Raw genomic sequence first — 23083 nt, 5'->3', positions numbered from 1 at the left:
TTAGAATAGAATCAGAGATGGTCAGGGATAGCCAACGATAGGATATGAAACCGATAGCCAATTTCTCACTGGAACAACACATCGGTCCTTATGAAACATGGCCATTGCGTACGCGCCTCGACTATGACGGAGTGAGTACGATGACAAAAATCCCTGGTTATCAACTGCAACATCAGTTTGCAGTCAAGCAGGGCTATTTGTTAATCACAGATTGGGATTGCCCATTCGAAGAAGCGACTAGCTTCATATTGCTAAATCATGATTTTCGTATCTTATCTTGGCGTCGCTTATCGCTACCCTATGCTTCTTTTTTGCTAGATCAGATTACGCTTATCGATGATAAGCAACTTCAGCTTACCTTCTTTCAAGACGATCATTGGTTGCTAACGGTACGCGCTTGGGGGCTTCCCTTTGTCTATCCCCGCTTAAAGCTGCAACGCCTGTCTGCATGAAAGGCGCAATAGGCTTATGCCATCGCGCTCTTTTTTACTTTGAAAAATGCATTCAAACAAAGGCGTCCTATTTGCGGATCTTGGCTCAGCAATTTAGGATGTGTTATATGTGCCGCATGAAAGACGGTGCCTTCGTAAAAAATGGCACGATTCCATTTGGCCGGAATGCTGCGCATTAGTTCGAAATAGGGATTGCTATGAGTGAGGTAAGATGGCCGTTCACCAATCTCTGCACTGAGCGAGTCATTGGAATTTTGTTGTGTCTTGTTGAGAAAATGGCGGGTTTCATCAAGGCTGCGAGTTGGGCGATAGAAGCTAGTGCCACCTAGCTCAGGCTGGTGAAATAAATTGACGACGCCTGCAAAAATCCCCATTCCATCACTTAGTACCTCGCTATCGCGATGACATAGCCTTTGCAGTGGCTGTAGTTGTTCAGGTGCTAGGGTGGTGATGGCCATGCGGCAGGCGGTACCGAGGTTGCGTCTTACCTGAAAGTGCACGCGTAATTTTTGTACGAAATATTGTTCTAAGGCCAGCGCAAATGCTCGCCCCATGTCGATTTCTACGCCAGGATAATAATTGTCCTTATCGTAGCGAAAGTACGCTAAATTTTTCGCAGCATGGGTTTGCATAGCAGTGGGATCGCCTAGAAAGTCATCAATCACAACACAGCGATGTTGATCAAATAGCGGCACGACAGAGAGCGATGCGTTGGGATTGAACCAGTCACTGCCGAGGATAGGATGTGCTTGCGAGCTCTTCATAGATCATAGATATTTATTTGATAGCGCCTATTTTTGATAAACCCGCACATAGTCAATCTCAAATTTGCTAGGAAAAATGCTGTCATCGACCGCACCACCTAGATCGCCGCCGATGGCGAGGTTGAGGATTAAATATTGCGGTTGATCGAAAGGCCATTTTTTGTAATCGCCGTTTTTCGGATTGACAAACTGAAAGTAGTATTTGCCATCGACTCCGATGGCAAGTTGTTCGGTATCCCAATATAGCTGGTAATTATGGAAGACATCACAAGCGTCATTGACGATGGTTTCTTTGGTATTGCCAGTGCCATTCGGCCAATTGTAAAACGCGCTATAGGCGCTGCCGAGAATTTTGCCTTTGTTTTTCCCTACATGTTCCATGATGTCGATTTCACCGTCATCTGGCCAGGCGCCCTTGGTACCTAAAGTCCAGATCGCGGGCCAAGTGCCGAGTCCACACGGTAGTTTGGCACGAATTTCAAAGAACCCATAAGTCCAACTGGCTTTACCTCGTGTCAATAGGCGTGCCGAGGTATAAGCTTGTCCACCGTAATCGGGCGCACTGCTGAGTTGCTCTTTGAGTGCGGTGATCGTCAGTTTGCCATCGGCCACGCGAGCGTTTTCTAGACGGTCTTTTGAATAGTACTGGCGTTCATTGTTGTACCAACCCGCTTTGTTTCTATCGGTATCGAACATCCATTTATTCGCATCGGGTAATCCGGCTTGATCAAATTCATCCGCCCATACTAATTTCCAACCGGCGGGCGTACCAGCCGCTGGCAGGGCAGGCGTGTTGACGGTGGGTGTCGTGACTGCGGGTGTGCTAACGACAGGTGTCGTGCTGTTAGTGCTGGAGCCACCACCACAGGCGCTAAGACCCGAAGCGCTAATAGCACTTACTGCCAGTACGATCAGTAAACGGAAGTCAGTTTTCATCAAACGATGCTCCAGTAATGAGTTGTAGCTTCTAAAAAAGAGGATTTTGATAAGGCGGTGTTGTAGAAATGTGGAACCGTTTCCAATTTGTCGTGAAGTATGGCATTATTCATTTTTAAATGTCAACGTTAGTGTGTAGTGTTGATCATTCTGTGAAAATTAGTTCAGAACTAATTTAGAACAAAACCAAAAATCAATGAATAATGTAGGCAAAGTATCTGCATTATCAGGAGACTCGATGTTTAAACCTACCAAGCCTATATTGGCCTTCTGTCTGGCCTCGTTTGCAACTGCCTTAACATTGCCAGTGTCAGTGCAAGCACAAACAGCAAAGCCCGTACCTGTCGAAAAAGCCGAAATCATTCACTGGTGGACCTCTAATAGTGAGTCCGCTGCGGCAAAACTAATCGCTGATGCCTATCGTAAAGCGGGCGGTATCTGGGTTGATTCCGCCGTAGCAGGTGCGGATCAGGCGAGAGCCGTGGCGATTAATCGGATTGTGGGCAGCAATCCGCCAACCGCTGCGCAATTCAACACGACCAAGCAATTTCTAGATTTGGTCGAGCAAGGCATGCTCAATAATGTCGATGATGTCGCGAAGAGCGAGGGCTGGGAAAAAATTCTGCCTGAACCGGTCTTGAATGTGATTCGGATTAAAGGCCATTACTATGCCGTGCCGGTGAATATTCATATGCAGACCTGGTTCTGGTATTCCAAAGCGGCATTTAAAAAAGCCGGTATCGCTAAAGAGCCCGCGACTGTGGATGACATGTTCGCTGCGCTTGATAAGCTGAAAGCAGCTGGCATTATTCCACTCGCGCATGGCGGTCAAGCCTGGCAAGAAACCATCGTGTTTCAAGCCATGTTAGCCAATGTCGGTGGTAAAGAGCTGTACCTGAGCGTGATCCGTGATCGCGATCAAAAAGCGATTAATTCTGAGGCCTTCAAAAAAGTTTTGACTGCTTTTAAACGCATGCAAGCCTACACCGATCCCGGCTCACCGGGTCGCAATTGGAACGACGCTACGGCACTGCTTATTAGCGGCAAAGCAGGTATGCAAATTATGGGCGATTGGGTCAAAGGTGAATTTGCCGCCGCCAAGCAAGTGGCGGGTAAAGACTATGGTTGCATCGCAGGCTTAACACCAAATTCACCGTACTTAATTCAAGGTGATGCCTTTGTTTTTCCGCGTACCACCAATCCGTCCACCGTCAATGCGCAGAAATTATTGGCGAAAGTGGTGTTGACCCCAAGTACGCAACTTGAATTCAATAAACTAAAAGGCTCGATTCCCATCCGCAGCGATGTTGATACCTCTACCATGGATATCTGCGCGCAAGCGGGGATGGCGATTATGAAAGATAAATCGCGTCAAGTCGGTATCAGCGAGATCTTTTTAACGCCAGATCAAAACGGTGCATTGCAAGACATATTGACGGCTTTTTGGAATACCCGTATGCCAGTTGAAAAAGCCCAAAAAAGTATCGCAAGTGCTTTGAAAGACTAAACGAATAGTGTCCATGCAAATCAAAGCGCTCCGCCACAAGACAAAATCACTGACGCCGTTCGCAGCCTTGCTGCCTATGGCTTTAGTGACTTTGGTCGCCTATCTGGGCGCGACTTTGTGGTCGATTAAAGTCTCGTTTTCCAGTTCGCGCACCATGCCTACCGATACCTTTGTTGGTCTGGCGCAATACACCAAATTATTTGAGAACGAACGTTGGTTACTCTCTATAGAAAACATCGCGATCTATACCGTGTTGTTTATTCTGGTGAGCATGGTGTTGGGATTTTTGCTGGCAGTATTTATCGATCAAAAAGTTACAGCGGAAGGCGTTTTGCGCACGGTATTTTTGTACCCGTATGCGATGTCCTTTGTGGCGACTGGCTTGATCTGGCAATGGATGTTGACTCCCGGCATAGGAATCGAATACGCGGTGCGGCAGATGGGTTTTCCGGATTTTGTGTTTGATTGGATTATTGATCAAGACAAAGTTATTTACACCATCTTGATTGCTACCGTTTGGCAAACTGCTGGTTTGGTAATGGCGCTTCTCTTGGCTGCTTTGCGCGGCATAGACGAAGAGATATGGAAAGCCGCCCGACTCGATGGCATCCCGGTTTGGCGTGTGTATGTGTCTATCGTGATTCCTATGTTGGCACCTGCTATCGCGACCGTTTTTTTATTGCTTTCCACGACAGCGATTAAGTTATTTGACTCGGTCGTGGCTATGACGCAAGGCGGACCCGGGACTGCAAGCGAAGTACCTGCCAAATTTATTATGGATCATCTATTCGGTCGAGCCAATATTGCGCTCGCGTCGGCCGGTGCGGTGATGCTGTTAGTGCCGGTGATCGCGATACTGGCGCCCTATGCGTATGCTCGCAGCCGCAAAGCACGTAATATCGCACATATAAGTGAGAAACATAAATGAGCGCGATCTTGCCATCTGCAAATGCTGTTCCTAATGCCAGTCAAAAACCGCAACGACGCGTTAGAAGCAAAGGTTTTAGTTTCGCGCGCTTGGGTATTTACGCTTTTCTGATTAGCGCGGCGATTTTCTTTCTATTACCGCTCTACATCATGCTTACGACTTCAGTGAAAAGCATGGACGAAATCCGCATGGGTAACATCTTCGCGTTGCCGCAGCAATTTAGCCTCGAGGCTTGGACGATCGCCTGGAGCAGTGCTTGTACCGGTATTGATTGCGAAGGGATACGCGGTGGTTTTATGAACTCGGTCGCCATTGCGATACCGAGCACTTTGATACCGATTTTTCTGGGTGCATTGAACGGTTATGCCTTGTCATTTTGGCGTCCACGTGGAGCTAATATTCTGTTCGGCATACTGATGGTAGGTGCCTTCATCCCACTACAGGTAATGATTTTTCCTTTGGTGAGAATCTTAGCTAGCATAGATTTGTACAGTTCTTTACCTGGCATTGTATTGGTGCACACGGTGTTTAGTATGCCCGTGATGACGCTACTGTTTCGCAATTATTACAGCACCATACCGCATGAATTATTTCAAGCGGCGCGTATCGACGGCGGCGGCTTTATTCGGATTTTTGTACAACTCGTATTGCCGATGTCCACGCCGATCATCGTTGTCGCTGTGATCATGCAATTGACCGGCGTATGGAACGATTACATTCTCGGTTTGGTGTTTGCCGGACGTGAGCATTTACCAATGACGGTTCAATTGAATAATGTGATTAATACCACCACGGGTACGCGCATGTATAACGTGAATATGGCTGCGACGATTTTGACTTCGCTGGTGCCGCTGACTTTGTACTTTGTCTCGGGACGCTGGTTTGTGCGGGGTATTGCGGCGGGTGCGGTTAAGGGGTGAGGCGTGTGAATATGAATGATTTTGTAGGGCGGGTGCAACCCGCGCTGCTTAGATATTCAACGGGCTGGCGGCGCGGGTTGCACCGGCCCTACGAGATTACGATAGCGTTTTGAAAAATATGAAGGCTTAGGATAACTGTGGCGAATGTTCGTTTACAAAATTTAGGTATAACTCTGGGCGGTAACCAGATTATTTCTGATCTCAATTTAAGTGTTGAGGCCGGAGAGTTTTTGGTTTTGCTGGGGCCTTCTGGTTGTGGTAAATCGACCTTGCTGCACGCGATCGCTGGATTGATTGATGTCAGCGCTGGGAGTGTGGAAATTGCGGGTCAAGATATGACTTGGGCCGATCCTAGCGAGCGTCAAATCGGTATGGTGTTTCAGTCCTATGCTCTGTATCCGACTATGACAGTTGAGAAAAATATGTCGTTTGGCCTGCGTATCAATGGCACGCCCAAAGCAGAAATAGCGCGACGTATAGAAAAAGTGGCAGAGATGCTCCATCTCACGCCGCTCTTGCAAAGAAAACCTGCCGCCTTGTCCGGCGGACAGAGACAAAGGGTTGCGATTGGACGTGCCTTAGTGCGTGAAGCAGAAGTGTTTTTGTTCGATGAGCCCTTATCAAATCTAGATGCCAAGCTGCGTAGCACTTTGCGACGTGAGCTCAAGCTTTTGCACCAACAACTGCAGTCCACCATGATTTATGTCACGCATGATCAGGTGGAAGCGATGACCTTAGCAACGCGCATCGTAGTTATGCAAGCCGGAAAAATTCAGCAGATCGGTACGCCAGAATGTGTATACGAACGGCCAGTGAATTTGTTTGTGGCGGGATTTTTGGGGGCGCCTGCGATGAACTTTATTCGTGGCGAACTTGACGCTCAAGCGCGTTTTATCTCAAATACACTGAGTATGGATTTATCGACCTATGCTTTTGCAACGTCATGGTCGACACCTGCCGAGGTCATCTTAGGCGTGCGGCCTGAGCAGATACAAATTCGTGAGGATGGGCAATTTGTAGGCGCCGTGATGTTGGTCGAACCTATGGGTAATCATCAAGTCGTCTGGTTACAGGCGGGAGCGCAAACTATTTCCAGCATCGTCAATGATCAGCGCCCATTCGAGATAGGCCAAACGGTTTTGTATAGTATTGATACGTGTAAGATTTCTCTGTTTAATCCACAAAGCGAGCAAAGATTATGAGTGACTCTATGAATGCAACTCAAGCCGCCAATATGAATCAACAGATACGCGATATTGTAATCGTTGGTGGTGGCACTGCGGGTTGGATGACGGCCGCTGCCTTATCGCGCATGCTACCGCAGGGTAAGCGTATCCGCTTAGTGGAATCGGATCAGATTTCGACGATAGGCGTGGGTGAGGCGACCATACCCAGCATACGCGCTTTTAATCAATTATTGAACTTGGATGAAGATGAGTTCATGCGACAAACTCAGGCCACGTTTAAGTTGGGCATAGAGTTTGTGAATTGGGGCAAGCAAGGTGATTCCTACATTCATGGCTTTGGTCAGATCGGGCGTGATCAGGTCGTGGCGAAGTTTTATCAATATTGGTTGAAGATGTATCAGGCAGGTACAGCCCCTGATCTGGAAGCTTTTTCCATTAATACGGTAGCGCCACGTCAGGGCAAATTTATGCGACCGCCCAAGGATATGCCGAACTCGCCGCTGTCTGATATTTCATATGCTTTTCATTTTGATGCAGGATTGTATGCGCGTTATTTGCGAGGGATAAGCGAAGCGCAAGGTGTGGTGCGCAGCGAAGGCCGTATCATCGATGTGTTGACGCGCGCGCAGGATGGGCATATTGAAACGCTGGTGATGGAAAACGGTGAACAATTCACGGGCGATTTGTTTATTGATTGTTCGGGCCTAGCTGCCTTGTTGATAGAAAAAACCTTGCAAACGGGTTATGAGGATTGGAGCCATTGGCTGCCTGCCAATAGTGCGATTGCCGTGCCTTGTACATCCACCGCGCCCTTATTGCCTTATACTCGTTCGACTGCACATAAGGCCGGCTGGCAATGGCGGATTCCTTTACAACACCGCACTGGTAATGGCCACGTATTTTGCAGTAAATTTATGAGCGCAGATGAAGCGCAGGCGATATTGCTAAGTAACTTGGATGGTAGCGTTTTAGCCGAGCCGCGCTTGATTCATTTCACGACAGGTAAGCGTAAAAAAGCGTGGAACAAGAATTGCGTGGCAATGGGATTGGCTGGCGGTTTTATGGAGCCACTCGAATCGACCAGTATCCATATGGTGCAAACGGCCATCATGCGTTTGCTTAGTTTGTTTCCTGATCGTGGTTTTAATCAGGTAGATATCGATACTTATAACGCACAAAATGATGAAGAGTATCAACGTATTCGCGATTTTCTCATCATGCACTATAAGTTGAACACGCATCAGAACGCACCGTTCTGGGAATACTGTCGCACGATGGAAGTGCCCGCTGAAGTCCAGCATAGAATTGATTTATATCGTAGCCATGGCAGAATTTTCCGTTTAGGCGAGGAATTATTTGCCGATGCTAGTTGGTTGCAAGTCATGCACGGTCAAGGTTTGCGAGCGGCGTCTTATCATCCATTGGTCGATCAGCGTAGTGCCGAAGACATACAGTATTTCTTAGATCAGGTACAAAAAACGATAGCCAAATGCGTGGATGTCATGCCCACACATGCGGAGTTTATTGCAGCGACTTGTGCTGCGAATAATGTAGTGAGTGCGGCGGCATGAGGGATAAATATAGATTGTAGGGTGGGTGCAACCCGCGCCGCCATTCAGTTGAGGAGTCTAGGCAGTGTAGGGTGCTCTATAGTTCGGCGGCGCGCGTTTCGCCGGTTTTACGAGATTCTTTTTGTTTTTTCGGCGGCTCTGCGTTGAGGGCTTTTGTTTTTGATTTAATCGCAGATAATGTAGTAAAGCTATCAAGAAAGTCAGAAGCAAGCGTAGGCATTTACAATATGTGGCAATATTTAGTCGCTCAGATTTAAATTTAGATTCAGGTTCAGGTTTTAAAAACACAAAACATAAAATAATCTGCTGAAGAAAGCATGAGAATAAAAAATTATGGCAACTATTAAAGATGTCGCCCGTCTGGCGGGAGTGGGATTGGGCACTGCCTCCAGGGTCGTCAGCGGCAAAGGTTCGGTATCTCCTGCGACTTTAGAGCGGGTGAGAAAAGCGATTGAAGAATTAGATTTTCGTCCTTCGCACGCGGCGCGCTCTTTGTTGTCCGGATCAAGTCGTATGATAGGCGTGTATATACCTTTGCTGAAAGGCACTTTTTACATGCCGATCATGCAGGCGATAGATACCGAATTGCGAGCCGAAGGTTTGCATATGGTGGTGGCGTTCGGCGTCGGCGCCGGTGATGTGCGTGAACAAGCGATAGATGGGATTAATTTCTTGATTGAACGTGGTTGCGATGGTTTGATTTTGATGAGCAATGCCTTGCAAGATGCAGATATCGAAAACTTAGGTTCTAAGAAAACCAATTTGGTCGTGTTGAACCATCGCTATGACTGCATCGCTGATCAGTGTTTTACTGCCGATCACAATTTAGGTGGGCGTATGGCAGCACAGGCGCTGCTCAAACAAAAGCATAAAAAAATTGCTGTGATTGCGGGTCCCGCCAGCGCACCCGATAACGTGGATCGTATTGGCGGCTTCATGCATGAATTGGAGCAAGCTGGCATCGACGTTAAAAAGATGTGGGTCGCTGAGAGTAACTTTGCACCTGATGGCGGTTGGGCTTCGGCACAAGAGTTGGTCGAGTCGGCTTACGATTTTACCGCTGTGTTTTGCGCCAATGATGAGATGGCAATCGGTGCTTTATCTTACTTCCAACACGCGGGTATCGCGGTACCAGATGAAGTCTCTGTAGTCGGCTACGATGATACTGAAACCGCCTCGTTTTCTGCACCACGTTTATCCTCGGTGCATATCGCGTGGCGTGAGATGACGATGAGTGGTTTGAGTTTCTTATTAAATCGTTGCTATGACTTGCAACGTCCAGTGCAACGTAAATTTCCGGTCAGTATGACTTGGCGTAGTTCGGTGGAAAAAGCAGCACGTACTTCATTCCGTAAGCGCTTGAGTCAAGTAGGCAGTGAACCGCGCGGTGAGCGTGTTAGTGAAGAGTAAGCGAAAAATTTGACGAAAAAAATAAGCAGCATATTTTTAAAAAAAACATGCACATTTTGCGTGTTTTTTTTGGATGTAAAATGGAAACGATTCCACGTGAAAATGAGATGAATTTGGAAATGGGTGGAAACGAATCACGTTGCTCGGTCAAGCTCAAAATATAGAGGTGTCATCCTGCGTAGGCAGGGATCCAGTGTCTTTTCGCTTTTACGACACTAGATTCCCGCTTTCGCGGGAATGACGATACTACGTAACTGTACAGCATAGCTAGAAAGGGAGAGGGTGAATGAAAAATCTGAGCAAGGCCGAGACGCTGCGACGCCAGAAAAATGAAAAGCGAATAAGCAAGGACATAGTTGCGCTCGGCGCTTTTCTGTGCGCTCCTCAGCGTCTCAGCGCCTCAGCGTTGAGGGGTTTTGACTTTCTAGTTCTTAACCTGATAGCGGTAGTTTTCAGCCTCAGCGCGTGCGGCTCCAGCGACGCCACCTCCACCAAAACAGTGACACCCGCAGTCAATGTCATCGTCCCTATCCCACAAGCGATCGTGCGTGAAACGCCGACCATGTTGCATACCGAAGGCACGCAATGGTTGCGGGAGAGTGGTAAGCCAATACAACTCAAAGGCGTCAATCTTGGCAATTGGCTGATGCAAGAATTTTGGATGATGGGGCAAGGTTCGAACGGTATCGACGACCAATGCAAATTAGAAGCGGTATTGGATAAGCGCTTTGGTTACGCCGAGCGGGAGCGCTTATATCGCTTGTATCGAAAGAACTGGATGCGCGAACGTGATTGGGATTTGATAGCGCAATACGGTATGAATGTGGTGCGACTGCCTTTTATCTGGAGTGTGATTGAAGATGAAAAAAATCCCGGTCATTTACGTGCTGATGCGTGGGAGTATTTAGATGATGCCATCGCCCAGGCCGAACGTCGTGGCATGCACGTGATCCTTGATTTACACGGCGCGGTGGGTAGTCAGGGGTGGGAACATCATTCCGGTTGCGCGGGTAAAAACCTGTATTGGAGCACGCCTGAATTCCAAGAGCGCACGATCTGGCTGTGGCAGGTCATCGCAGCCCGTTATAAAGATAGGCCGGCAGTGGCGGGTTATAGCTTATTGAATGAACCTTGGGGTACTACGCCTGATGTGATGGCGAAAGAAGTGATTCGCCTGTATCACGCGGTGCGTAGTGTTGATCCGAATCATGTGATTATTTTGCCCGGGCATTCTAGTGGGATTGATGCCTATGGCAAACCAGCTGATCGTGGCTTGCGTAATGTTGCGTTTGAAATTCACCCCTATCCTGGATTTTTTGGTTGGGGGCAACCCACATTACAAGTACATCAAGATTGGCTGCGCTGCGGTAGTGCTGGCAATGGCGGCGTGTGCGAATGGAATACTCGACTCAAGAATCTTAATAGCGCCCTATTTATTGGTGAGTTTCAACCGTGGGCGGGCTTAGGTGCGGAACTGGGTGGGCAAATTACTCGCGTCACTTATGACACTTACGCGAGTTATGGCTGGGCAGCCACCAGTTGGTCCTATAAATTGCTCAGCAATAACGGTGCGCAAGGAAATGGTACTTGGGGTCTGGTAACCAATAGTAGCCAAGTGAAAGTCCCTGCACTCGATTTTAATCAAGCTAGTCTGAGTGAGATAGAAAAACTATTTGAACTCTTTGGCAGCATTCCCTATGAACCTCAACAGGCGGTGATGAGTTGGATGACCAGCGCTGTTGCCCCCAATCCTTTTGCACGTACTCAATAAGCTTATGACGACAACAAATTCCACTAGCATAGTGAATTCTTTCCCTTCTTTACCTGCGTTGGCGCGTGATGATTTCCCTACAAATTTTGCTTGGGGTTGTTCGACTTCCTCATTTCAAATTGAAGGTGCTGCGACCGCAGATGGACGTGCTGAATCGATCTGGGACCGATTCTGTCAACAGCCGGGAAAGATCCGTGATGGCAGCAACGCCTTAGTCGCTTGTGATCACTATCATCGCTGGCCAGAAGACTTGGATATCGCCAAGCAATTTGGTATGAACGCCTATCGCTTCTCGATCGCGTGGCCGCGAGTGATTTCTGAATTAGGTGCCAAGACTAATCAACGCGGGCTCGACTTTTATTCGCGCTTGGTGGATGGCATGCTGGAGCGTGGTTTGCAACCTTGGGCTACGCTTTATCACTGGGATTTACCGCAGTATTTACAAGAGTTGGGTGGCTGGGAACGACGTGCCACGATTGACGCCTATCTAGAATATGCCGATGCAGTTACTCGACATTTAGGTGATAGAGTAAAAAATTGGATCACGCACAATGAGCCTTGGTGTACCGCGATGCACGGCAACTGGGATGGCATGCATGCGCCGGGTCAACAGAATTTTAAAGCCGCGCTACAAGTTTGCCATCATGTACTACTGTCGCATGGTTTGGCAGTACCGATGATCAAATCGAATGTGGCGCAGGCGCAAGTAGGTATTGCATTGAGTTTACATCCCCTGCGTACCGCGAGCGACAAATCAGAAGATAGAGCGGCGATGCAGCGTCACGATGGTTTGCGCAATCGTTGGTTTCTCGATCCGCTTTTTGGGCGTGGTTATCCGACGGATATTCTCGAACATTGTGCAGCCGATGCACCTGTAATGGCGTCTGGCGACCTTGATGTGATCGCTACGCCTATTGATTTTCTCGGCGTGAATTACTATTTTCCTGAAACTATAGTCGATGCGCCTGAGCTACCACCACTGCATACTAAGTTGGCCATTTTGCCGGATCGCGAGCGTACCGATTTTGCATGGGAAGTTGCACCGGATGGTATGCGTGAACTCCTAGTTCGTATTAAAAATGACTACCCTAAGATTCCTATTTTCTTGACTGAAAATGGTTCTAGCTATGATGATAAATTAGAGGCGGATGGTAGTGTGAGTGATACGCGCAGGCGTAATTATTTCATACGTCATTTAGACGCTTTGAAACAAGCGCGCGCCGAAGGGGTTGACGTACGTGGCTACTTTGCTTGGAGCCTGATGGATAATTTTGAATGGGCAGAAGGTTATCTGCGACGCTTTGGTATGGTATATATAGACTTTGTCACGCAGAAACGTACGGTGAAAGAAAGTGGTCGCTGGTTTAGTGCGTTTTTAAATCAAAACAAGTAATATTGCTAACTACCTAGTGATAGTCGGCCATGATTTAGAATTGCCCTATTAGTCTATGATCTGCAAAGGTTTATGCACTACTTGTCCCGGGGGGGAGAAGTAAGCAAGAGTGGAGGCGGATGGTCATCAGTAAAGTCTGATGCACCGTTCGCCTCGCATTCTAAGCACTCGCCTTAGTGAAGATAATTTCTTTCAAATCCCATCTTTCCCCACATTTTCATCCCTAAGTTGTATCTCTTTCACACCTCCGAAACTTTTTTTAAAAATAATTGGTAACGTTTCCAAAATTCATTTAGAATAAAACGGAAACGTTACCAATTGATGCTTAAGCGGTTCAAAAGACTGTACAAGTTGCAAGAAATATTGCCAGAAATATTGACTGAAATTCCTTCTTCTGTAAGCAGGAGAGGGCTTGAATCACTGCCATTAAGTTTAGCTATCTGGTAGGGCGGGTGAAACCTGTGCTGCTTGGGTGCTCGGTGGTCTGGCGGCGCGGGTTGCACTCGCCCTACGATATTCGCCATACCGAATAAAGAATTGAGCCTTAAAACCAAGGCATTAGCCAACTAAACAAAGAGAGACAAAACGTGAAACTACGAACAAAAAAACTGACTAGCTTGCAGCTCGCTTTAGCCCTTATGTGCAGTGCAGGTTTTTATAGCGCGGCAAACTCTGCCACAGCAGCAACTACCCCAGCGCCAGCCACCATCAAAGACTGGCCGCACATCAAGAGCGCCATCGCTAAAGATCCTGCGATGGAAGCAAAAATCGCCAAGATGGTCAGTAACATGACTTTGGCGCAAAAAGTTGGGCAAATGACACAGCCGGAAATCAAATTTATTACGCCCGATGATGTACGTAAATACTATCTAGGCTCAGTCTTAAATGGCGGCGGAAGTTGGCCAAAAATGAATAAGTATGCGACTGCTGCAGATTGGGTGAGTCTGGCCGACCAATACTACGCCGCTTCCATGAGTACCGATATGGTGGACAAAGTCCCGGTGATCTGGGGGATTGATGCGATCCATGGCAATAGTAATGTGGTTGGTGCCACGCTGTTCCCACATAACATAGGTTTGGGGGCTGCGCGTAATCCCAAACTGATAGGGCAAATGGCTGAGCACGTCGCTAAAGCTGTGCGTGCTACGGGTATCGCTTGGGTGTTTGCACCGACGTTGGCCGTGGGACGTGATGCTCGCTGGGGACGTTCTTACGAGAGCTTCTCTGAAGATGGTCGTCTGGTCAAAGAGTACGGCGCGGTATATGTCAAAGCCTTACAAGGCAAATTTAAAGAAGACAAAAACGTGGTGGCGACCGCCAAGCATTTCATCGGCGATGGTGGCACTAATAATGGCGTAGATCGCGGCGTGAATAAAACAACATTGAGCGAGATGTTGAACCAGCATGCGCAAGGCTACTATGGCGCGTTTGCTGAAGGTGCGCAGACGGTGATGGCGTCTTATAACAGTTGGCATGACGTAGCAGGGAATGTCAATTACGGCAAAATGCACGGTAGCAAAGCGCTGCTAACCGATGCTCTAAAAGACAAAATGGGGTTTGATGGTTTCGTCGTATCAGACTGGGATGGTATTGCCGAAGTCCCTGGTTGCAGTAATGATAGCTGTCCGCAAGCGATTAATGCCGGTATCGACATGGTGATGGTGCCCGATAACTGGAAATCGTTTATCGCCAATACCATTGCGCAAGTCGAACGCGGCGAAATTCCTATGGCACGTATTGATGATGCGGTCAGTCGCATTTTGCGAGTCAAATTACGTGCAGGTTTATTCGGCAAAAAACCATCCGACAATCAATATGCGGGCAAACAAGAAGCACTGCAAGCACGCGATGTCGCACGCCAAGCGGTGCGCGAATCTTTGGTGCTGTTAAAAAATAATGATAGTGTTTTGCCACTGACGCGCGGCAAGAAAATTCTGGTCGTCGGTAAGAGCGCCGACAGCATGATTAATCAATCTGGTGGTTGGTCTATCACTTGGCAAGGCACCGAAAATAAAGAAAGCGACTACACACCGGGTGACACCCTATTGAGCGGGATTAAAGAAGCTGCGGGCGCAGTCAACGTGCATTACAGCGCTAACGGTGATGATGTAGACGTCGCGCAATTTGATGTAGTCATTGCTGTTTTGGGCGAAACTCCGTATGCAGAGGGATTTGGCGATGTAGCAGCCAGTCGTGGTTTGAGCCACAGTCAACAGTTTCCAGAAGACTTAGCAGTACTGAAAAAAGTCGCTAACAAAGGTAAGCCTGTCGTCACACTATTGATGAGTGGTCGTGCGGTGTATGCCAATGATTTGTTGAATCTTTCTGATAGTTTTGTCGCGGCGTGGCTACCTGGCACTGAAGGTAAAGGGGTAGCCGATGTCTTGTTCAAAAATGCGCAAGGCAAAGTGGCACATCCCATTAAAGGTCGCCTGTCATTTTCTTGGCCAGCCAAGGCGTGCTTATCTTCAACATTGTCATCAGCACAAACGCAGGGCGTTAGTGAGACTTTGTTCAAGTATGGCTATGGTTTGAACTACGGTAAAGTAGCACGCATGGGCACTTTGCCTGAAGACACCAGCAGCGCATGCAATGTCGCATCTAGCCATATTATTTCGAGCCCACAAGATCAGACCAGCTATCCACTATCTGTGATCACCGGCAAACGTAAAGTCACACTGGGTAGCGAATTGAATTTGAGTAGACCTGATGACACTGTCGCCGTAAAAACCGTACAAGTCGGTGCTGTCAGCGGTAGACAAATTAGCTGGAGTGGCAAAGGCAGATTCGAAGCAGCGGCCGCCTTCGCCACACCGATTCCAGCCAACTTAGTAGCCGATGGCGCATTGCAATTCTTAGCCCAAGTACAAACCGCACCCGCTGGACGTGTTGGTATGACGATGGAATGCGGCGATACCTGCACCGCTAGCCTAGATCTTAGTTCTACTTTTAAAAACATGGCAAGCGCCGGCGTCAAGACAGTAAAAATTCCTTTGTCATGCTTCAGTGCTCTAGGCGTCGATATGCGCAAAGTCAAAACGCCTTTTAATGTCAGCACCGATGCCAGCTTTGTAGCGGCTTTCGCTGATATCAAAATCGTCGCAGGCGCAGCGAAAGAGGCAGATGCCTTGTCGTGTGAGAGCTTGAAGTAAGCGGTTTCAGATTTCCTCCCCCGTTAAGGGGGAGAGTTAGGGTGGGGATGGGTTTTGGTTTAGTGAGGCATACGGCAATTGCGATCGAAACCCATCCCCATCCCGACCTTCCACTTGAAGGGGAAGGAGAAAAACCAAGTAAAACCAGTAAAAAAAGTAGGGCGGGTGCAACCCGCGCCGCCAGAACGTGGTGCTTGCGAGGCCTGACTATGAACAAAGCGTGTTACCGCGAGGGTAATTTGAGCCGTAAATTCCCTCCCCTTGAAGGGGAAGGAGAACATCCAGATAGAACCAGCTTCACAAGATTTCAGTAATCCAAAAAAACAAATAAGAGCAAATAAAAAAAGGAGGCACAACATGGCAAGTCAAATGGGCAGTAATGTTTTATCCAATCGAGACAATGGCGGCGTGAACAGCGCAGTCAAAAACAATAATTCCGCCTTAGTAATCGTCACCCTATTGTTCTTCATGTGGGGTTTGCTCACCTCGCTCAACGACGTCTTGATTCCGCATTTGAAATCCATCTACACGCTGACTTATGTACAGGCGATGTTGGTGCAATTTTGTTTTTTTGGTGCCTATTTCATTGTGTCTTGGCCAGCAGGAATTCTGATAAAACGGATAGGTTATCAAAGTGGCGCGGTAGTTGGTTTGGTGATTGCTGCTACTGGCTGCGCTTTGTTTTATCCCGCTGCGACACGCGGCTACGGTCTATTTCTGCTGGCATTTTTTGTGTTGGCATCGGGCATCACGATTCTGCAAGTGGCGGCAAATCCTTACGTCACCGTATTGGGTGACGCAAAAACGGCGTCCAGTCGTTTGACTCTAACGCAAGCATTTAATTCACTCGGCACCACGATTGCGCCGTCTTTAGGTGGATTTCTAATTCTCTCCGGCGTGGTCATGACGGCAGCTCAGTTTGATGCCTTACCAGCCGCCGAACAATTGGCACATAGAGCCAAAGAAGCCGCCGCAGTACAAGGGCCGTACTTGGCGTTGGCGGCAGCGTTGTTAGTGTTGGCGATCTTGTTCGCACTGGCACGCTTACCCAAAATTTCTCATGATGAAGAAGCCGTGATCAGTAGCACCGGAGCTAGTTCACATACGTCTGTTTTTGCGCATAGACATCTGGTGTTAGGGGCAATTGGCATCTTTTTGTATGTGGGTGGAGAAGTGAGTATCGGCAGTTTTTTGATTAATTTTTTGGGTGAAAGTCAGGTCGCTAATTTGAGCGCTGCTGATGCTGCGCATTACGTCAGCTATTACTGGGGTGGCGCCATGATAGGGCGTTTCATCGGTTTTGTGGTGATGCGTAAAGTTAGCCCAGGTAAAGCTTTGGCATTCAACGCTGCGTGCTCTATCGCGCTGATTTTGGCGGCTATTTTTGCTCGGGGTAGCGTGGCGATGTGGGCGATTATCGCAGTGGGATTATGCAACTCGATTATGTTCCCAACCATTTTTAGCATGGCTTTAAAAGATCTTGGTAAGTTCACAGGACAAGGTTCAGGTGTCTTGTGTATGGCCATAGTCGGCGGTGCGATAGTTCCCTTTATACAGGGATTTTTCGCCGATCAAATTGGTTTGCAATGGTCGTTCTTTGTGCCTGCTGCATGCTATCTGTTCATCTGCTACTTCGGAGTGAAGTATGCAGGTATGTACGACAAGCCAGCTGCTTGAAGCTTGGCCTATTAGTGCACACTAAAGAACAATGAGGAACCAACCATGTCTGAACAAACTACTCTAGCCCAGCAATTTCCTGCCGGATTTGTGTGGGGCGTCGCCACCAGTGCTTATCAAATTGAAGGTGCCGCCAATGAAGGCGGCAGAGCAGCGTCGATCTGGGATACTTTTAGCCATACGCCGGGCAAGATACTCGATGACAGCAATGGCGACGTGGCCTGTGATCATTACCATCGCTACGCTGAAGATGTGGAACATATCGCGAATCTTGGTCTTGATGCCTATCGTTTCTCGGTATCGTGGTCGCGCGTACAGCCCGATGGGCGCGGTGCTTGGAATGAAGAAGGTATGGCGTTTTACGCACGTTTGATCAGTGCTTTAGCTGAAAAAAATATCAGCGCACATATGACCTTGTATCACTGGGATCTACCACAAGCTTTACAAGATGACGGTGGCTGGCTCAATCGAGATACGGCCTATCATTTTGCTCAATACGCAAGGGAAATGGCCGCTCGTTTTGGTGATCAGCTGGCGAGTATTGCTACCCATAATGAGCCTTGGTGTACCGCAAATTTAGGCTATGGCAATGGCCAATTTGCACCTGGCGTGAAGGACGAAGTAGCCGCCTTGCAGGTGTCACACCATCTTTTGCTCTCGCATGGTTTGGCAATACAAGCAATGCGTACTCAAAATAAAAAAGCTAAACTAGGCATCGTTTTAAATCAATGGACTGCCGATCCCGCGACCGATAGCGCGGCCGATCATGCCGCCGCAGCGTGGGAATATGCGCGTTCTGTGCAGTGGTTTATGGACCCTATTTTTCGCGGCCACTATCCAGCTTTGGCACTAGCAAAAATAGATCAGTCTCGTTTCATCGTTCTACCGGGTGATATGGAAGTGATCCATCAAGCCTTAGATTTTCTGGGGATCAATTACTATTTTCGCGCTTACGTCAGTACAGAAACACCACCACGCCAGCCTGAAACCAAATTAGGCTTAACCGATATGGGCTGGGAAATTTATCCAGAAGGCTTAAGCCGCCTTTTGATCGGCATACACCAAGAATACAAAGACCTAGGATTGCCTCCCATCTACATCACAGAAAACGGCATGGCTGTCGCCGACCAATTAGACGGCGAACAAATTCACGACACGCCACGCATCGACTACATGCAACGTCACTTTCAAGAAGTCGCCAAAGCCATCGAAGCGGGCGTGAACATCAAGGGATTTTTCTATTGGAGCCTACTCGATAACTTCGAATGGAATTCAGGCTACCTACGTCGCTTTGGATTGATCTACGTAGATTATGTGAGCCAACGCAGAATTTGGAAAGATAGTGCGATTTGGTTTAAGGGGTTTGTGCAGAGGTTTCGGGGGAGAGTGGGGTAGTGTTCACCCCCGCATACCGATCCAAATCACCGCTTCGGTAGATGCTTCAATTATCGGAGACAGTAGTCGTGCCCAAAACTCGCCACCATCCAGATGTGATGCCGAATGATCGTGATGTTGACGTTCGTCTTCAATAATAGACGAGATAGCGATCACGGCAGCATCGTCTTTGTCTCGCAGTTGCTCCAATTGATGCTCAAGGTGGCGCAGCACAACACGTTCGACCGCAACGGTAGTGGCCGCAATTGCCTTACGCCCGAATAGCCCAGAGCCCAGACCAAGTAAGAATCCACCCAGCGCACAGAGCCAGTAGCTACGACAACGTGGCTGATTGCGGCGCTGTAACTCTGACCAGAAAATCGCACGATGTCTTTTTTCGTGAGATTGGAATTCTCTAAGCTCGGCGACCATATCGCGTGCCGTGAGTCGGGCAATAAAAATCTGTCCTGAGTAGATGCAAATCGCGCCATGCTCTCCAGCATGATTGACTTTTAGGATGCGTGATCCGAGTGCTGAGTCATGCATAACAGGGAGATGAGTGCGTGCAGCGATCGTCTTATTTTGAATATGTGCAATCGCTTCCTGCAATCCTTGTTTAATACTTTCAGATGCTTTAGTCATGATGTTTTTCCAATGCTGACGTTACTAATATGTCGAAAATTTGAGCTTATTGAATAACATTATGCATACCAGGGCGTCGTTTATTATGGGCGACGGCCAAGATGAAAATACCATGTTCATCATGTTGGTAAATGATTGAATATGGAAAACGTTTGACGACGAATTTTCGGAGTAGTTGTCCAAGACGTGGTGGTGTGTCTGGATGCAATCGAATAAATGTCACAGCATTTTGTATATCGGCTACGAACGATTTGCCTAAACCAGCTACTTTGTCTTCATAATACAAAGCAGCTTCAGTAAGTTCAGCTTCAGCTTCAGTATGAAACTTAACTTGCATCAGTTGAGTTGACGATGCAATTTATCGAAGACGTCTTCGGCAGATACCAATGTTGCCTCACCTCGTTTGATTTCGGCGAGTCTTGATTTCGCTTCAATTTGCCATGCGCTCTCGATATCTCCAGAATCGGCTGGCTCTAGCGTTACAAGTAAAAACAAAGCCAACTCGGCTCTTTCGTCAGCCGTTAACTGAGAGGCTTTTTGTTCTAGTTCTAACAGGTTTAAAGACATTTTGTTCTCCTTCTGGGAGCTTTAAAGCACAAAAGATTATACGTCACTTCAATATCAACACCCCTGCCGAGACAACTTAGCCACCTCATGCACATGCTTTCCCGCTTTTGCTGCTGAGGATAAAAGTAATACCGTATCTGAATTGTTGTAGCGAGATTTTTCGATGATGAGGTCGATTTTGCCGTCGCGGTCGATGTCGCCAGCCCACGATACGCTGATCGTTTCGTTGAAATCACTGTCACCATTTTCCAAGGTGTCGCCTAGCCATTGCTTAATGTTGTTCCCATTACCGTTACCGACTAAATAGACTTTGCATGATGCAAATTCTTCAGCTTTGCTCTTTTTCTTGCATTGGTGCTCGACCGTGTACACCGTTTTATCGAAGGTGATGGTTTGACCTTGGTCGGTGGTGGTAATGCTAGCTTGTTGGACCACGCCAGTTGTCAGGCCCTGTCTTCTGATGAGCATAAAGGGTTCTGGACCTTTTACTTCGACTTGCTTGCCCGAATATGAGGCTTTGTTATTTTCATCGTCCATGATGCCGTCAAATACGGTTTTGATTTTTGGCGCGGCCGTTTTGAGTTCAGCTTGCTCACCGTTGATCATTAAAGCAAACCAATTGCGTCCAGCAACATTAGGCACTTCGCCGCTGTGGAAAGTACCGACCTGCATGATCTCGGTGGGAATGCTATCTATTGCGGAGGCCATTGGGGTCAGCAGACTGAAAAACAGGGATGATAAAAACAAAGATGATACGGCGTGTTTAGCCAAAGGCATGATGTGTCCTATGAATGTTTTGTAGAAATTGTTCAGAACAATAATTGAGCGCAGCCAGTTATTTTGTCTCTATCCTTGTGATGGATCAATTTCATCACAGGATACTACTGCTCTGGCGGTTTGATGTGAAAGAGCCCCCATCCATGTCCATCCGGATCGACGAAGCTATGTGAGTACATAAATCCTAAGTCCTCAGCTTGATCATAACTAGTGCCGCCCGCAGCGAGTGCACTTGCCACCAGGCGATCGACTTCTTCGCGGCTTTCACAGCAAAGATTGATCAGCATTTCTACCGCGACATTGGTATCGCAAATTGCTTTTGGTGTGAAATCACGAAATCGCTCTTGGGTACACAACATGACAAAAATCGCATCGCTGATAATCATACAAGCGCCACTATCACTAGAAAACTGAGGATGGCTTTCAAATCCAAGCGCCTTAAAGAAGGCGATTGATTTGGGCAGATTAGACACGGGAAGATTGAGATAAATCTGTTTGCTCATGAACTGCTCCTTTTGACCTGAGGAAGGAAAACTGTGAATGAATTTGAGCACTTGTAGTGCTATATTTTAGCGAGTTTTGGCTATCCGCTCAGCACACAAACTAAGGCTCACTGCCATTTAGATTTGCCAAAATCCGCTTTGAACAACGCCAAACATCACGATCGCACATTTGCCGCGACCGGGAATCTCCATGGGAGGAACGGCGATATGCGCGCCAGCACTTTTCGCCTCTTCGACCGCCTTGGCTATGTCGGCAACAAGATAATAGGGACGGGTAGTGGGCTCTTCGGCTTGGTGCATAGGTGCGCGTATTCCAACTGTTCCACCACTAGAGAGCCTAGCCGTTCTGGCGCCTCCTAATTCAGCGATTGGCGCACTAAATGTGACCTTGAGCGACTGCGAATATGCTTCACACAATTGCTCAGGCTGCGGTGTAACGATTTCTAAATAATGAACTTGAACCTGCTCTGTCATGACATTTCCTTAGAATGGGAAGCAATAGTGAAAGCTTGAAAATTTGATGACCACACGCCCGACAAATAGTTTAGTCAGAGTACGCATCTAGACGACACTTTATGTTTGAATCCAGCGACTGACCTTCGTTGGAATGATCGAGTGGGTGTCACACTAAGCAAAAATTGACCGCCCCGAGGCAACGCGATCTCGTAATTCGGCAAGCATCTCTTTCTCAGACAGCGCGCTTGCCCAAGTTGGACGTAATTGAAAGTGGGGCTGATCAACTACGGAAGTCCAATTACCACCCCACTCAAGTCCTATGTCCATCCCCAGTACCCCAACCGCCTTGTATTTGGGCGATTCTGGCAGGTAACTGTTTCCCGAAAAGACACCTACGTCAAACGCGATGCCAAAGTTGTGATTGGAGTAGCCGCCACGAGCATTGGTCACTTTCGGACCTGGTGCCGTGCGCCCCTGAGCGTAGAGTGCGTCTTGCTGTTCGTAGCTTCGCAGTCCACTGATGATCTTGATCTGTATGCCGTTGGCTGCGGCCTTCTGCACTAAGGCTCTTGCAATCGGCTGAACTTCGGGAAGTAGTGTGCCGATATTTTTCTCGCTGCGATCATCTACTTTAGAGATCACGATAGCAGGCACAACGCCAGAGATGGTAGGTTTGACAATGGCAGCGTAAATAGCACCCCAAGTTTCCGATCCCGCTTTGCCATCATCGTCAATCTTCAGCTTACGTTGGATCGCCTTGATCATTTCAGTAATTTCCATAAACAGCTCCTTGATGAGTTGGGACTAGGTTTTTATGGTAGTTCACGAGCTTGTGTAAAACGGTCTATTTGCAAAATGCGCGACAAAATACAGGTGGTTTTGACTGTTCAGATGATAGTGATTGTTGAAGATAGCTGATTTGAGAGGTTGATTTTGAGCGTGGTTTTCGAATATTTTTGTGTCGGAGTAAAACACAGTTTTAACGCAAATTGACGGGGCCGCCGCCATGCTTGTATTTAATTAGGTAGCCATCATTCACAAAATACAAAGATAACCGATAAGTACCAAAATCACAAACACCACTTGGTAGAAAAAA

Annotated in this window: 21 protein-coding genes; 12 read left to right on the top strand and 9 right to left on the bottom strand. The window is 47.8% G+C overall.

Annotated features, from left to right (window positions below; all coding sequences use genetic code 11):
- Positions 1–44: 44 nt before the first annotated feature.
- Entirely contained in the window at positions 45–452 is a 408-nt protein-coding gene (locus tag ACFFJH_RS11865) for a hypothetical protein (RefSeq protein WP_390212874.1), read from the top strand.
- 14 nt (positions 453–466) lie between these two features.
- On the opposite strand, the gene ACFFJH_RS11860 is transcribed toward ACFFJH_RS11865, so the two are convergent.
- Together ACFFJH_RS11860 and ACFFJH_RS11855 are read right to left on the bottom strand one after the other, a co-directional pair.
- A complete protein-coding gene (locus tag ACFFJH_RS11860) occupies positions 467–1216 on the bottom strand; it encodes a DUF6445 family protein (protein ID WP_390212873.1) in 750 nt (249 codons plus the stop codon).
- Positions 1217–1243: 27 nt separating this feature from the next.
- Positions 1244–2152 (bottom strand): glycoside hydrolase family 16 protein, encoded by a 909-nt coding sequence (locus ACFFJH_RS11855; protein ID WP_390212871.1) that lies wholly within the window; start codon positions 2150–2152, stop codon positions 1244–1246.
- A 238-nt stretch (positions 2153–2390) separates the two neighbouring features.
- Here ACFFJH_RS11855 and ACFFJH_RS11850 point away from each other — a divergent pair, with 238 nt between their 5' ends.
- The 11 genes from ACFFJH_RS11850 to ACFFJH_RS11800 all read left to right on the top strand — a co-directional run bounded on the left by ACFFJH_RS11850 (position 2391) and on the right by ACFFJH_RS11800 (position 19063).
- The gene (locus ACFFJH_RS11850) at positions 2391–3659 is read left to right on the top strand and encodes an ABC transporter substrate-binding protein (protein WP_390212869.1); all 1269 of its coding nucleotides are present in this window, start codon (positions 2391–2393) and stop codon (positions 3657–3659) included.
- A gap of 13 nt (positions 3660–3672) precedes the next feature.
- Positions 3673–4587 (top strand): carbohydrate ABC transporter permease, encoded by a 915-nt coding sequence (locus ACFFJH_RS11845; protein ID WP_390212866.1) that lies wholly within the window; start codon positions 3673–3675, stop codon positions 4585–4587.
- Entirely contained in the window at positions 4584–5507 is a 924-nt protein-coding gene (locus ACFFJH_RS11840) for a carbohydrate ABC transporter permease (protein ID WP_390212864.1), read from the top strand. Before ACFFJH_RS11845 ends, ACFFJH_RS11840 begins: the two co-directional genes overlap by 4 nt.
- A 137-nt stretch (positions 5508–5644) precedes the next feature.
- On the top strand, positions 5645–6709 hold the full coding sequence (locus ACFFJH_RS11835) for an ABC transporter ATP-binding protein (protein ID WP_390212861.1): 1065 nt from the start codon (positions 5645–5647) through the stop codon (positions 6707–6709).
- A complete protein-coding gene (locus ACFFJH_RS11830) occupies positions 6706–8265 on the top strand; it encodes a tryptophan halogenase family protein (RefSeq protein ID WP_390212859.1) in 1560 nt (519 codons plus the stop codon). Before ACFFJH_RS11835 ends, ACFFJH_RS11830 begins: the two co-directional genes overlap by 4 nt.
- Before the next feature lie 333 nt (positions 8266–8598).
- Positions 8599–9675: a LacI family DNA-binding transcriptional regulator gene (locus ACFFJH_RS11825; protein WP_390212857.1), complete on the top strand. Its 1077-nt coding sequence runs from the start codon at positions 8599–8601 to the stop codon at positions 9673–9675.
- A 286-nt stretch (positions 9676–9961) separates the two neighbouring features.
- On the top strand, positions 9962–11446 hold the full coding sequence (locus ACFFJH_RS11820) for a glycoside hydrolase family 5 protein (protein WP_390212855.1): 1485 nt from the start codon (positions 9962–9964) through the stop codon (positions 11444–11446).
- Positions 11447–11450: 4 nt separating this feature from the next.
- Entirely contained in the window at positions 11451–12839 is a 1389-nt protein-coding gene (locus ACFFJH_RS11815) for a GH1 family beta-glucosidase (RefSeq protein WP_390212853.1), read from the top strand.
- Positions 12840–13426: 587 nt separating this feature from the next.
- Complete coding sequence (locus ACFFJH_RS11810; protein ID WP_390212851.1) at positions 13427–15991, top strand: glycoside hydrolase family 3 protein; 2565 nt, start codon at positions 13427–13429, stop codon at positions 15989–15991.
- A gap of 369 nt (positions 15992–16360) precedes the next feature.
- Positions 16361–17668 (top strand): sugar MFS transporter, encoded by a 1308-nt coding sequence (locus ACFFJH_RS11805; protein WP_390213193.1) that lies wholly within the window; start codon positions 16361–16363, stop codon positions 17666–17668.
- Positions 17669–17713: 45 nt separating this feature from the next.
- Positions 17714–19063: a GH1 family beta-glucosidase gene (locus ACFFJH_RS11800; protein WP_390212848.1), complete on the top strand. Its 1350-nt coding sequence runs from the start codon at positions 17714–17716 to the stop codon at positions 19061–19063.
- 3 nt (positions 19064–19066) lie between these two features.
- On the opposite strand, the gene ACFFJH_RS11795 is transcribed toward ACFFJH_RS11800, so the two are convergent.
- From ACFFJH_RS11795 to ACFFJH_RS11765, 7 genes are all read right to left on the bottom strand, one after another.
- Positions 19067–19684, bottom strand: coding sequence for a demethoxyubiquinone hydroxylase family protein (locus tag ACFFJH_RS11795; RefSeq protein WP_390212845.1), 618 nt, complete (start codon positions 19682–19684; stop codon positions 19067–19069).
- Positions 19685–19730: 46 nt separating this feature from the next.
- On the bottom strand, positions 19731–20021 hold the full coding sequence (locus tag ACFFJH_RS11790) for a type II toxin-antitoxin system RelE/ParE family toxin (protein ID WP_390212843.1): 291 nt from the start codon (positions 20019–20021) through the stop codon (positions 19731–19733).
- Positions 20021–20251: an addiction module protein gene (locus ACFFJH_RS11785; protein ID WP_390212841.1), complete on the bottom strand. Its 231-nt coding sequence runs from the start codon at positions 20249–20251 to the stop codon at positions 20021–20023. The genes ACFFJH_RS11790 and ACFFJH_RS11785 overlap by 1 nt, the downstream gene beginning before the upstream one ends.
- 54 nt (positions 20252–20305) lie before the next feature.
- A complete protein-coding gene (locus ACFFJH_RS11780) occupies positions 20306–21028 on the bottom strand; it encodes a hypothetical protein (protein WP_390212839.1) in 723 nt (240 codons plus the stop codon).
- 104 nt (positions 21029–21132) lie between these two features.
- A complete protein-coding gene (locus ACFFJH_RS11775; protein WP_390212838.1) occupies positions 21133–21531 on the bottom strand; it encodes a VOC family protein in 399 nt (132 codons plus the stop codon).
- A 117-nt stretch (positions 21532–21648) separates the two neighbouring features.
- Positions 21649–22005 (bottom strand): VOC family protein, encoded by a 357-nt coding sequence (locus tag ACFFJH_RS11770; RefSeq protein ID WP_390212836.1) that lies wholly within the window; start codon positions 22003–22005, stop codon positions 21649–21651.
- A gap of 153 nt (positions 22006–22158) precedes the next feature.
- A complete protein-coding gene (locus ACFFJH_RS11765; RefSeq protein WP_390212834.1) occupies positions 22159–22767 on the bottom strand; it encodes a M15 family metallopeptidase in 609 nt (202 codons plus the stop codon).
- Between the last annotated feature and the right edge of the window lie 316 nt (positions 22768–23083).

The organism is Affinundibacterium danionis (genome assembly GCF_042432465.1).
GTDB lineage: Bacteria > Pseudomonadota > Gammaproteobacteria > Burkholderiales > Burkholderiaceae_D > Undibacterium > Undibacterium danionis.
Note: the sequence above shows the minus strand (reverse complement) of the source record. Positions and strands in the feature narration are given on the sequence as shown.

Excerpts from the sequence above, each read along its gene's own strand:
- ACFFJH_RS11815 (WP_390212853.1), top strand. The coding sequence starts at position 11,451 with ATGACGACAACAAATTCCACTAGCATAGTGAATTCTTTCCCTTCTTTA.
- ACFFJH_RS11795 (WP_390212845.1), bottom strand. The coding sequence starts at position 19,684 with ATGACTAAAGCATCTGAAAGTATTAAACAAGGATTGCAGGAAGCGATT.
- ACFFJH_RS11785 (WP_390212841.1), bottom strand. The coding sequence starts at position 20,251 with ATGTCTTTAAACCTGTTAGAACTAGAACAAAAAGCCTCTCAGTTAACG.
- ACFFJH_RS11805 (WP_390213193.1), top strand. The coding sequence starts at position 16,361 with ATGGGCAGTAATGTTTTATCCAATCGAGACAATGGCGGCGTGAACAGC.
- ACFFJH_RS11840 (WP_390212864.1), top strand. The coding sequence starts at position 4,584 with ATGAGCGCGATCTTGCCATCTGCAAATGCTGTTCCTAATGCCAGTCAA.
- ACFFJH_RS11860 (WP_390212873.1), bottom strand. The coding sequence starts at position 1,216 with ATGAAGAGCTCGCAAGCACATCCTATCCTCGGCAGTGACTGGTTCAAT.
- ACFFJH_RS11865 (WP_390212874.1), top strand. The coding sequence starts at position 45 with ATGAAACCGATAGCCAATTTCTCACTGGAACAACACATCGGTCCTTAT.
- ACFFJH_RS11830 (WP_390212859.1), top strand. The coding sequence starts at position 6,706 with ATGAGTGACTCTATGAATGCAACTCAAGCCGCCAATATGAATCAACAG.
- ACFFJH_RS11800 (WP_390212848.1), top strand. The coding sequence starts at position 17,714 with ATGTCTGAACAAACTACTCTAGCCCAGCAATTTCCTGCCGGATTTGTG.
- ACFFJH_RS11765 (WP_390212834.1), bottom strand. The coding sequence starts at position 22,767 with ATGGAAATTACTGAAATGATCAAGGCGATCCAACGTAAGCTGAAGATT.
- ACFFJH_RS11845 (WP_390212866.1), top strand. The coding sequence starts at position 3,673 with ATGCAAATCAAAGCGCTCCGCCACAAGACAAAATCACTGACGCCGTTC.
- ACFFJH_RS11770 (WP_390212836.1), bottom strand. The coding sequence starts at position 22,005 with ATGACAGAGCAGGTTCAAGTTCATTATTTAGAAATCGTTACACCGCAG.
- ACFFJH_RS11820 (WP_390212855.1), top strand. The coding sequence starts at position 9,962 with ATGAAAAATCTGAGCAAGGCCGAGACGCTGCGACGCCAGAAAAATGAA.
- ACFFJH_RS11825 (WP_390212857.1), top strand. The coding sequence starts at position 8,599 with ATGGCAACTATTAAAGATGTCGCCCGTCTGGCGGGAGTGGGATTGGGC.
- ACFFJH_RS11850 (WP_390212869.1), top strand. The coding sequence starts at position 2,391 with ATGTTTAAACCTACCAAGCCTATATTGGCCTTCTGTCTGGCCTCGTTT.
- ACFFJH_RS11780 (WP_390212839.1), bottom strand. The coding sequence starts at position 21,028 with ATGCCTTTGGCTAAACACGCCGTATCATCTTTGTTTTTATCATCCCTG.
- ACFFJH_RS11775 (WP_390212838.1), bottom strand. The coding sequence starts at position 21,531 with ATGAGCAAACAGATTTATCTCAATCTTCCCGTGTCTAATCTGCCCAAA.
- ACFFJH_RS11855 (WP_390212871.1), bottom strand. The coding sequence starts at position 2,152 with ATGAAAACTGACTTCCGTTTACTGATCGTACTGGCAGTAAGTGCTATT.
- ACFFJH_RS11790 (WP_390212843.1), bottom strand. The coding sequence starts at position 20,021 with ATGCAAGTTAAGTTTCATACTGAAGCTGAAGCTGAACTTACTGAAGCT.